Genomic DNA, 12,134 nt, shown 5'->3' on the forward strand with positions numbered 1-12,134 from the left:
CAACGCTTATCCGGAGCATCCGGATTGAACTGTCGCTGGAGCCTGTTGGGCGATACGATACTGGCCTCGCCTTTGCGGGCTCCGGTACCCGACCTGAGCCTTTATCCCGGCACGATTCATCAGTCGCCAGACTCTGTTCACTCCGCACTGTTGCCCGCTATCCCGCAAGTCCAGATGGATCTTGCGATAACCATAAACGCAACCGGACTCCAGCCAGAACTGTTTGATCTGTCCCGTCAGTCTCAGATCTACCTGGTGGCGCTGAGAATACGGTTGCTTAAACCAGGCGTAAAAGCCACTGGGATGAACATCCAGCACCCTGCAGAGCAGACGAACAGGCCAGCAACGGGAGTTGTCACGAATAAAGGCGTACCTCAGTCGGACAGCTTTGCGAAGTACGCCGCGGCTTTTTTAATATGTCCCGTTCGTCAGTAACCCGCTTCAACTCCTTCTGGAGTCGGCGGATCTCGGCCTGAGTATCTGACTGTTCTTTATTAGTGGATGAGTCCGGACCGAACTTCTTTATCCAGGCGTAAAGGCTGTGGGTGGTGATATCGAGACGTGTTGCAACGCTGGAAACAGAATGACCGCGATCAATAACCTGTTTGACTGCTTCAATTTTAAACTCTTCGGGATAACGTTTACCGCTCATGGGCACCTCTCTTTAAGTCATCTTAAATGACTCTGAGGTGTCTGTTAAACCCGTGGCGATTCAGAGACTTAAATCAGCCAACAGGAGGAGTATCATGGGGCCAATGCCAAAAACAACCTGATTTGGATACGACCGAAATAATTTTGCCTATCCAATAGAGTGTTAATAGCTAACTCAGAAAAGCTAGGAAATCGTGCTTCTTATTGTTACTGTATAACAAAAAAATGAGGTCACCATGAAAACTACGCTATACAAAGATTTCACCTTTGAAGCCGCACATCGACTGCCCAACGTGCCTGATGGCCATAAGTGCGGACGCTTACACGGACACTCTTTTGTGGTTCGCCTTGAAATCACAGGCGAAGTAGATAATCACACCGGGTGGATTATCGATTTCGCCGAACTGAAAGCAATTTTTAAACCCACGCTAGATAAGTTGGACCACTATTATCTCAACGACATCTCCGGCTTAGAAAACCCAACCAGTGAAGTACTAGCAGAATGGATTTGGAATCAGGTTAAGCCACAACTGCCTATCCTTAGCGCAGTGGTAGTGAAAGAAACTTGTACAGCTGGTTGTATTTATCGCGGCGAATAAGCACACGTTTAGATGGCTGGTTGCAACTCCGCCAGCCCTGCTATCTCGTATTGATGTATAAAAGCTGAAAATGAAAAAAGTTTAATCTTTAACAAAATCAACAATATATTCACACCAACTTTGGTAGTTGAAAATACGAATTTAATCCCCCCTGAAGATCCATAATCATTTGACTCACATACATTTTTCACTTGAATGTGGTGCTATCTCATTTTTACCTTTTTTCACTTGAGTATGAATTTTATCTTAGTATCCTATTCATATTCATGTATTTATAGCAACCGCACATAACATCATTCAGATTTGGGTGAATTTCAACCCAAAAAAAATAACATACTGTTTTTTCTAGATAAAGAATGCAATCTTCTATTAAGGACTAAGAGGATGAACATACTACCAATCGGGTCACTGGTGGTCTCTGAGCATTTTGAGGGTACTGGCAAAATCGTCAGCGTCAATATCGATTCAAATTTCGCAACAGTTGCTTTTTTTGAGTCTCCTGCGCAACCTTATGCACGTCAAATTGAAGTAAACCGGGATAAATTATCACTAACAATACCGCCCGAAGAGGCTGTAATTTATTGCCTTGAACCTCAAAGTCAGCGCTGGGCACGCGCACGCTTTGGAGGATCTAGACCTAATGGTGATTTCCTGGTCATTTTTCGTGAAGAAGAATATGCAACGCTCCCGATTGATAAAATCTTTGTTCTCAACAAAGCCTATGATACTCCAGTAAACCCTGCTGACTTTCTTGCCTTACAAGCAAATGACGCGCCGTTTTTTTTTCCTCTTCGACAGTCCTTTATTGAAACCTACATCCAGCAACGCGCTGCATGCCGCGCGATGGCGTCCATTTCCAGTAGTGCCGTTGAACTCGAACCCCACCAATTGGCTGTGGTACGCCGTGTGCTTCAGGATAAAAACCCCAAGTATATTCTGGCCGATGAGGTTGGTCTGGGGAAAACCATCGAAGCCGGAATGGTCGTCCGTGAACACGCGTTAGAAGCAACTGGCCACGTCAGCATGCTTATTGCGGTTCCGGCACCGCTCGTTAACCAGTGGCGGGAAGAACTGGGTGAACGCTTTCAACTGAAACAACTTATTATTGATGCCTCTACGGCCCTCGCAGGTTTGCGACAAAATGAGGTCACAGAAGGCATCGTGATTTGCACCCATTGCGATGCCTGTACCCTGATTGAACGGGGATTCACCCCTTCACTTATCGCGGTCGATGAGGTCCACCAGATTGCCTCCTGGCCGTGGTCAGGAGATAAAGATGAACGTTATGACTTCAACCTGATCGCTAAGGGTTGCCGGAAAGCCCACTACGTTCTGTTACTCACGGGGACCCCTCTGCATGGGCATGAAAGGAACTTCTTGTCGATGCTGCACTGTATTAATCCCGAAGCCTACCAAGTGGATGAGACCCATCTGCAAGACTTTACCGAACTGGTCAAAAATCGTGAAAACCTCGGCGGGATCTTCTCGGGGTTAGTACCTTCCGTCTCAAACGTCAGCTTACGCCGTAATCTGGAAACACTGCAGCAGCAGTTCCCAGAAGATACTGTTCTGATGACACTCTGCCAGCAACTCATCCCGCTTATTGGGACGTTCTCCCCCAATACCCAGGAGCGTGAAGAAAGGATCCGGGATATTCGTCGGCACCTAGGGGAAAACTATCGCATTCATCATCGACTGTTGCGTAACCGCCGTCAGGTTTCACTCAGCTTCGATGAAACGAAAAACCTCAACCTAAACCTTCTGTTTCCAGGGCTAAATGGAGCAGCGGAGTGCCGCTGGTATTGCGATGGGTTAGCGTTAGACGAACTGATTGATGAGTATCGTTCATTATCTTTACTACCGCAGAATACGCAGTGGGCAATGAGTGAAGACACGTACCTCTTCTGGATTGACGATCTCCTATCCAGCCCACTCTGTGTCATGCAACGCGCTAAAGTACATTTGGGTGAAGCGGAACGCACTCAGGAAGAACGAGATCTGTTAGAACACATTGTTTCAACTGCAAAAAATGAACTTCAGGCCATTGATAACAAGCTTGCCATCACCCTGAATGAGTGGCTGCAAAAGAATTCAACAGGAAAAGCCATCGTCTTTTGCGATCGTCCGGATCTTGCCCAGCACTTGGCAATAAAGCTCGAACTGCTGCTGGAGTACCCCCTGGAGCGCTATCAGCCGGATCAACCCCTGATGTACCTGAAACCCGGCAGCCCCATTCGGATCCTGATCTGCGATAAAAGCGGCGAAGATGGTCTGAATCTCCATGGGGGTCTGCGACTGGCCGTTCACTACGGTTTACCGCGCTCTTGTAGCCGTATTGAACAGCGCCTTGGTCGTCTGAACAGGTACAGTGCAAACCTGAAAGGCGTAAAACCCGTCCAGAGTCTGATCCTGAAAAATCACGCCGACCGCGGATTACGCAACGTGTGGGCCAGTATTCTGAAAGACAGCATTGGCGTATTTAATAACACCATTGCCAGCCTCCAGTTCGTCCTCGACGATTATCTGGAAAATGCGTGGCAAAATGTCTACCAAGAAGGTCCGGTGGCCCTTGAACGTATTGCCAGCGAATTCCCTGGCGAACAGGGCATTCTGGCCAACGAAACGCATAAAATTAACATGCAGGAAAAGCTGCTGGCGATGGATGACGAGATTGCAGAGGCGGCGATTTTTGCGCAACAGATAAGCGCTGACGATCATCTTGCAGTAGCGCAGTGTAATGCGCTGACAAGTTGGATCACGCGTGCACTGCGTTTTCGCGCCACCGGCACCGCAGAAAAAGGTATCAAGTTTCAGTTCGAACTCTCTGACCGCAGCACAGGGACGTTGGTCGATTTTAAAACCTTTCTCACCACCTGCATGCTCAGCTTCGATAAAGAAGGGGGTAACCCACCGTCAACGCATCTGATGAGCGCTGAACGCATTCCGGCGATCGACGGAACAACCGTTTATCCGCTGCGTTATGGGCAGCCATTTGTCGATACGATCTGGCAACTGTTAAACCAAGATGCCCGGGGCAGTTCCATGGCGGTACTGCGGGTGCTCCCAAAGCCATTGAATGAGCCCAATTACTTCTTCCAGTCTACCTGGCTTGTCACCCATCGCCAGACGCAGGACACCTACGCCCAACGCCGTATCGCAGACGAGTTGTACCCGCCGCGTATTGTGCAACACTGGCTGTCCTCTAAGGGTACACCGGTGACGAATCCGCAGTTGCTGGAACTGCTCAATAGCGAGTACGCCAAACATGAAACATCGCAGAAATTCTATGCAGATATGAATCTGCGCCCTAATCTCTGGCAAGAAATTGAAGAGCTTGTCTCACCGGACACCTGGAAAGAGATGGTGGAACGAGTCTATGCCAGTGACCGGGAACAACAACAGGCAACCTTCGGCGAACAAGCCAGACTCCAGTTAATGGCCGTCAAAGCCGTGGTGGTGTGCAGCAGAAATCTACTGGAGGAAATCGTCTGATGGAAGAGGAATGGTCACGCCTGCAGCAGGCGCTAACCACCTGTTTTAGTCAAGGGGTCACCTTTAAGGACGGTATCGAAAATCAGTTTCTGAACAGACTGATTCAGATCATCACCGATGCCTCGGCAGGTCATGGTGACATTTTTGCCGGCTACGCCGATGCGTTACGTGCCGCTCACGCAAGTGGTATTAGCGCGCCGTGGCTACCCCTGCCGCCGGAACTGACCGACGCTCCGGCGCCTGAGTGGGGCATGACAAAGTCGCCTGCCGCGCAACAAATTCAACTGGCTGAAGATGCGGACCTGGCGCTGACCAGAGCCACCTATCAGCGTAAGATCCGCAGGAACTTGCTGCGCCCCGAGACCGATCCGGCACTGAAGCGCCTGTTACCCGAGGAGCCCTGGCTGACTCACTATCAGGGATTCGGTCAACAGGCCGCCATCCGGACGCTGCTAACGTCTGATAATAACTGTACATTGCTGGTGAATCTGCCCACCAGTTGCGGTAAAAGTCTGCTCACCCAACTCCAGGCGCTCAGCGCACCGACAAACACCCTCACGCTGGTGATCGTCCCCACCGTCGCCCTCGCAATTGAGCAGGCTGACGACATGCAAAAACTGCTTCGCGGCACCGACCAAGATCATGGTGGAAGTTATGCTTGGATCGGAGGACAAGATCAGCCCTCGCGTCAGGCAATTAAGGAAAGAATCAAAGCGGGGACACAGCGTGTGCTCTTCTGTTCCCCGGAATCCGTTCGCTCTTCTTTGGTTCCGGTGCTGTTTGAGCTTTCCAGACTGAATATGATTGGCGCGATCGTCATCGACGAAGCGCATTTGATCGATCAATGGGGCGCAGAGTTCCGCCCTGACTTTCAGCTGATTGCCCCTATGATTCGCTCACTGAAAGCCCTAGGAAAATGCCGTTTTCGTACGCTGCTACTTTCGGCGACTTACAGCAAAAGCACCCGGGACATTCTGGTCGAGCAGTTCCATGATGAAAACAGCGAACTGATTGAAGTGTCAGCTAATTTCCTACGCCCGGAGCCGGAATATTTTGTGCATCATGAGGCAAATGAAAACGCGCATCGTCAGCGGGTCGAACAGCTTCTGATGACCTTACCCCGCCCGCTGATTTTGTATTGCACTACCCGTACAGATGCGGAAATGTGGTCTGCCCGTCTGAACGAACTGGGCTACTGGCGAACCGGCATGTTCCACGGTCAAATTGACACAAACAATCGCAAGAAATTGATTTCAAAATGGAAAAATGACCAGCTCGATATCATGGTCGCTACCTCTGCCTTTGGGGTAGGGATGAATAAAAAGGAAATCCGCAGCATCATTCATGCTGCCATTCCGGAAAATATCGACCGCTATTACCAGGACTGCGGGCGTGCTGGGCGTGACGGCAGATCCTGCCAGGTGCATCTGGTATGGCATAAGGCGCAAATGAAAACGGCAAAATCGCTGGCCGTTGAGACGCTGATTGGCGTAGAAAAAGGTTTTGCCCGCTGGAAAGCAATGTTTGACGATCGTAAGAAAAGCCCGATCGCTGACTACATGATTTCACTGAACACCAAGCCCGTTCATATTGATCACCAAGGCGATAAAAACGAAGCCTGGAACCGTCGGACATTGCTGTTAATGCAAAGAGCCGGACTCATCAAACTGGTCTTTGCTGATCCGAAAATTCCTGACGACCTGCGAGATAATCTGGATGACAACAACACGCAACTGATTGAATGGTTCGAAAGCTACTATAACCACGTTCATATCCGTCACTGTGACGATGCGCATTATTCAGAAGCGCACTGGAACACCCATGTGGAGAAGATCCGCCAGTCCGAGTTGAATAACCGCCGGGCAGCCTTTACGGTAATGGAAATGTGGTTGGAGGATCCTGGCAAACCACTGTGTAAAATTCTGCAGAAATTCTATGAATATCAGAGCCATCCTCCCGAGTTAACCTGTGGAGGTTGTCCGGGATGTCGTCAGAAAGGGAAAGGAGCGTTTTCGCCCACCGTGGGCACAGATGTACAAATTTTACGCTCCGAGCCGAAGAAAAAAGCACTCTTCGTAGGTGCGGAAAAGAAAGTTTATTACAACGAAAATATGAAGTTACATTCGTTGTTGATGGAACTTCGTGTGACGTTGCGGTCGCTGATCACCTCTGGCGAATACGTGTTTATTCGTGCAGACAGGCCAGTGTTCCTGCAACTAGAGAACAACCTGGATTCGCTTTCGCATTTCTGGAGCGCACAGAAAATGACAGCACCTGCATCGGATGGACCAGAGATTGTGATCATCCCTAACACGGCCAATGCGTTCCCAGACCTACCCATGACGCGCTTTGAGCGAATTATTATTGCACCTGAGCATCTCGCCGATCCTCAGTTCCCACATCGAACATGGTGTGCAAGCGCCGCTAATGCGCTGTCGCTGGACACTTTTATCAGGCAACTACAACATGTCAATAATTAACAACGCAAACCCAGGAAGCGGCCTGATACTGCTTCCTTTGATTGAACGCGTTCTGCAAAGCGCACAGGAACCGTTGTCTCAGGACACGCTGCTCGCCCGCTATCGTCCTGATAACCTGCCCACTAACGATAACGCATGGGGAAAATTAAAAGAGAACCTGAGCTTCTGGTGCAATCTGGGACTCTGGCCGATGCTCGACGGAAAGATGTTACCGCTTGAAGCAGGTGTGCGTCCGTTGGCGCATCGGTTGCTTGCCTGTACGATTGATGCTTGTCGTGAAAACGGCGTTGCCAGTGGGAATGAATGCGAACCGCTGTGGCGGGTACTGAGTTGCCTGTTGAGCCTTCAGCAACACTCGCTCGGGGGCCTGGAACCTCTCTCCCCTACGATCATCACCAACAAAGTGCATAAATGGTTACCCGGCGAAACCATCAATACCAACACCGAAAAACTAGTGAGAGAATTTGGTCGTTTTCTCGGTTTTCTCGAGTTAATGCCGGACGGAAATTATGTCACCGACCCTACCCGGGCCATTCAATATTTTCTGCCGGAGATCTTTGACGATACGCGTACCCTTCCCGCCAAAATCTTTATGGCAAACATGGCGGAGGTCATGCCAATGATGGACGGGGGCCAGTTCAGAAACTCCGTTCATGACGTGATGCAGCAGGAAAAAGACTGGGTCGCGCCGGAAGGTGACAATATCTGCACCAGCACATCCGTTGCGCTGCAACGACTTGAAATCAGTAAGCGCATTATCCTCGCCATCGGCAGTGATGATAAAGACGCCTTATCACTCCACTTACCTGGCGGTAAAATTCGCCGGGTTAGCCAAATCACGCTAAGGGAGGATGCAGAATGAGCATGATGGAGTACTGGCCATCCAGGAAAAATATCGTCCAATGCATTCGCAATGAAGCAGAAGAATTAGAGGATCATGTGCTTCTGGCCGTGCATGAACCGATGCTACTGACCCGACGCGACGTCAATGAAAATCATAAAATATTACGTGACGAAGACCTGTTCCAGCAGTTACTTCATACGGAGCGCGCCATCCCACTGATTGGCCGCTCGGGGATGGGGAAATCACATCTGGTGCGCTGGTTAGACTGCCGGTTCAACATGTACCTGGCGGAAAACGACCAGAGCGAGCAATGGGAAATTGTCCGGATACCCAAAAACTCCAGTCTACGACAGGTGCTTTTACGCATCCTGAAAAACTTGACGGGGGAATTTTTCGACAACGCACGCATGCGCGTTAATGAAGTAACAGAACAGTATCCGGCGAAAGATCTGGCAGATCTACTGTTGACCATGATGGCCCATCAGTTGCAGGACATGCAAAAAGCGGTCATGGAAGAAGGTCAAACGCTGCTGGCACAAGGTAAAGACATTCCAGCAGACCGACTCGCCTATATGGAAGCCATCATTGAAGAGGTGGAAAACGGTATCTGTGATCTGATCACCGACCCCAACTTCAAACAGAATCTTCTGAAGCCGGGCCACTGTATTTTCAAACTTGCCAGTCGGATGAGTAGTGGTCTGGAAGAAGGAGAAGAAGATCATGATAAATATGAACTTCTTCCGGAAGATCTCTATTTTGTCTTTGAGCCTGACGATCTGTCCGCGCGTGCACGCCGCTATCTTAACCATTCTCAACTGCATGAGTCAGACCAAGTGGAGGCGCGTACCCGTGCAGCGCGCGTGCTCAATGAAGCCATGCATACCTCGCTGAAATCACTCTTCAAGCGCCTGTTCACCTTCAATGGAGGATCTTTTCAGGAGCTTTTTCAGGAAATCCGCAAGGAGTTTCTGCGACTTAATCGCCGTCTGGTGATTCTGGTAGAAGATATGGCGGCGATCTCCGCCATTGAAGATGTCCTGATCGACAGCCTGATCGAAGAAGCGGCACCTGGCGGCGTGCAAATTCTCTGCCCTGTCCACTCAGTGATTGCAGTCACCGACAATTATCCCGGCTATAAACGCCGCCAGGAAACGTTAATCACGCGTGCTGGCTACGAGTGGGTCATCGAGAACGTCGATAAAGACAATAACGAAGATCGTATTGTCTCGCTCTGTGGTCGCTATCTGAACGCCGCACGCTTTGGATCAGAGGAGTTAAAAAACAGTCCTGAGCAAGGTAAGCCCCAGTGGCCACCTGTCTGGCACAGTGATGAGATCCCCAATGCACTAGAAGATTTTGGTTATTCTGCCAATAAGAAATTCCCGCTCTTCCCGTATAACCGCAATGCCATTTTGGCATTGGCGGATAAGCATTGCCGCGACAGCAGCGGCGAGTTGATTTTTAACCCGCGTACAATCATTAACCGCATCCTGTTAGATATTCTGCGCGATTGCAGAATAGAAGCGGAAAAAACACAGTTCCCGCCAGCAAATTTCGCTGGAATTCATGCCGTTCCCGAGATCGAAGACAAGATTTCACAGATAGTTGTCAACCGGGTTGGCAGTTCGGTGACGCTTGCCGCCATCTGGGGATATGGCATTGATTCATTTGATGAACTACGCGAAAAAATGCCGGGCAGCGTTGCGAGTGCCTTTGGCCTCGATGAACTAGCAGCGCAACTGAATGGCAAAGGTCCCACCATGGAGTCGGCGGAACCAGCAACAAAGAACGCACACGAAACGGCGGGCAAAATAGGCAGTACGCCGGCGGGTAAAAAGATTGACAATCCGGAATTCAAACCGAAAGAAGAGGCAAAATACACTGCCAAATCCGAACTACCCTTTATCAGGGCGGTCCGTGCATGGGTGAATGACAATGTCATTCTGCCGCAGGATGTTGCCCGTGATTTGCGTGCGGCACTGAACGCCTGTTATGAAATTCATGCACAGCCAGAGTTGTTCGGTATGTCTTCTCGGCCACCGCTGAAAGAAGGTCGTTTTACGTTGATTTCACTGCCAAAAGCGGCGTCTGACCCCTCAAGCATTATTACGAACTTTTACTCTGAGCAGGACCTGACCGATCCTTCCCGACGGGTAGATGTGTATAACGCTGCGGTAGCCCTGTTACGTATCCAGTATTACGCCGGTTTAAAGCAAGGCTTTAATTATCCAGAGGCGCAGGAAGACTACACTCGCTATCAAAACTTCATCCAGTGGTGGGTGCCGCAGGCTACGGAAAGCGCCATTAATCACTTCCGGGCGCGTAACTTACAGGATGCGCTTAAAAAGCATCTGCAAAAAGCTCTGCTGCTTGGCCTGGTGACGGGTAAAGAAGAACCGGCGGAGATCGTCAATACCCTATGCCTCACCCAGAAAGGTGTCGGGAGAACCGAAGGGAAAAGTACCGGTCGAACGCTGACGACCTCTCCTTCCGAGATCTGTTTCAGAGGGATTGAGGCGACCCTGCATCCGCACGCCAGCGCCAGAGTCGCCGAAGCCAGGGCGCAGGCGCTCGTAGGATGGGATGATGCCAGAAAAGCGTGGCTTGAACAGGTTGCCATCACTGAGCAAGGCTCAGGCTTGGGCAGCAGTCGTGCGCTGGATGCCGATGTAATATATTCCTCGCTGAAAACAGTGTTAAAACAGCCGCTTGGTGCGGAAATTGAACGTGCGGCGCTCTCCGTCAAACAGGAACTTGCCAGCACGCTAAAAAATGTTCATCTCTTTGCCAACATTAAAGATAGCGACGATTTCCTCAGCCAACTGAACGACTGGCAGACGTTTATTGAGACTGTGCGGACCGAGCACTATCCCACAGGCAGCGCTCAGTACAAACCATCTTCGTGGCTGCTGGGTGAAATTGAAGCCCTCAGAACCGACGCCGAGGAGAGTCTGGCGACTTTAATTGCGTTACTTTCCATTGAAAAACAGAAAGATAGTGCGAAATTGTGGCTGGAGATCTGTCGACTTGACGGTGACTACGTTTCAAGAATCAGCAGCGTACTTGCGCAATGGCAACTGGTACAACCCAAGATCGCGTTCACACTCCAGCAGATGAACGCCAAAGGGGATATCCAGCAACTGACTCTTGCTCTGAATAAAGTGAATGACCGTCTGAAAACACTTGTGAGCGATATCATCGCCTCTGGAGCCGATCAATGACCACCTTGCGCCAACAACTGGCTGAAATGCAAAAAGAACTCGATCTTAGCGTTCAGGCTGGTAAGGCCTCACAAATCATCGATAAATGTAATCTGGTGTGCAGCAAAACTAACACCATTGCCGATAAGTTTGCATTGCTTAAACAGCAATATCCAGCCCAGCAACAACTCCCGCGGGGCATTGCGGTTACCTGGAATGACGAGCAGCGTAGCGAACTGATCGCTGCCGCGAACAGCGTCAAAAGTCTCAAGTTACAGTGGGGACGCTGGCTGAAAAACCAGTCGGTAAACAATCCCGGCGAGGAAGAAAACCTTGTAGATCAGGAAGAGTCGCCACAGAACTCTCTAGATGAGACGCTGGCCGCTTCAGAGGAACCTACCGCTTACGACATCATCCAGAATGATTCCTTGACCCATTGCGTCAGCCAACTCGGCACCCTACACAAGGACCTGAGCAAAGAACTAAAAGATGCCTGGGATGCATGGTTGGAAGAGTTACATCAGCAGGTTCATGTCGATGACAAGACACTGAATTTCCAAAAAAATGCGAACAAATTTGACGATATCGCCTCCGACTATGAGCGTCGACGTCAGGATTTCGAAAACTTAACGCAGTGCCAACCAGTTAGCGGTGAAAAGATTCACCAAATCAAAGCGCTCGCCGAAAAACTGTATTCCCTGCGCGGCATGATGAAAACAGACTGGCCTGACGTGGTGCAAGCATTTTTCAATAGCATTAATGGCCCGCAGAGTCTCCGCCCGACGTTAAGTGCCCTGACGCCCGAGGTGCTTGAGTGGTTAAGGGATGAAGAGATGCTGGATGAGTTCGTGATCACAAGGAAATAGTT

Annotated in this window: 6 protein-coding genes and 1 pseudogene; 6 read left to right on the forward strand and 1 reads right to left on the reverse strand. The window is 50.0% G+C overall.

Translation table 11 applies throughout. The annotated features are described in order from the left end of the window. Positions 1 to 652 (reverse strand): annotated as a pseudogene (locus AC2CGP_RS19965) (IS3 family transposase); the annotation flags it as partial. 235 nt (positions 653 to 887) lie between these two features. On the opposite strand from AC2CGP_RS19965, the gene queD reads away from it, so the two are divergent. From queD to AC2CGP_RS19995, 6 genes are all read left to right on the forward strand, one after another. Then, the gene (gene queD, locus AC2CGP_RS19970) at positions 888 to 1,250 is read left to right on the forward strand and encodes a 6-carboxytetrahydropterin synthase QueD (protein ID WP_047053975.1); all 363 of its coding nucleotides are present in this window, start codon (positions 888 to 890) and stop codon (positions 1,248 to 1,250) included. 384 nt (positions 1,251 to 1,634) lie between these two features. Beyond that, positions 1,635 to 4,742, forward strand: a complete 3,108-nt coding sequence (gene dpdE / locus AC2CGP_RS19975; RefSeq protein WP_047063876.1) for a protein DpdE — start codon at positions 1,635 to 1,637, stop codon at positions 4,740 to 4,742. Further along, positions 4,742 to 7,222, forward strand: coding sequence for a protein DpdF (gene dpdF / locus AC2CGP_RS19980; RefSeq protein ID WP_047053971.1), 2,481 nt, complete (start codon positions 4,742 to 4,744; stop codon positions 7,220 to 7,222). The genes dpdE and dpdF overlap by 1 nt, the downstream gene beginning before the upstream one ends. After that, positions 7,209 to 8,084, forward strand: a complete 876-nt coding sequence (dpdG, locus tag AC2CGP_RS19985; protein WP_047053969.1) for a protein DpdG — start codon at positions 7,209 to 7,211, stop codon at positions 8,082 to 8,084. The genes dpdF and dpdG overlap by 14 nt, the downstream gene beginning before the upstream one ends. Continuing rightward, positions 8,081 to 11,287: a protein DpdH gene (gene dpdH / locus AC2CGP_RS19990; RefSeq protein WP_484502448.1), complete on the forward strand. Its 3,207-nt coding sequence runs from the start codon at positions 8,081 to 8,083 to the stop codon at positions 11,285 to 11,287. The genes dpdG and dpdH overlap by 4 nt, the downstream gene beginning before the upstream one ends. Further along, a complete protein-coding gene (locus tag AC2CGP_RS19995) occupies positions 11,284 to 12,132 on the forward strand; it encodes a hypothetical protein (protein WP_047053965.1) in 849 nt (282 codons plus the stop codon). Before dpdH ends, AC2CGP_RS19995 begins: the two co-directional genes overlap by 4 nt. Positions 12,133 to 12,134: the final 2 nt, after the last annotated feature.

It is taken from the genome of Klebsiella sp. SYXHC3, assembly GCF_057196925.1.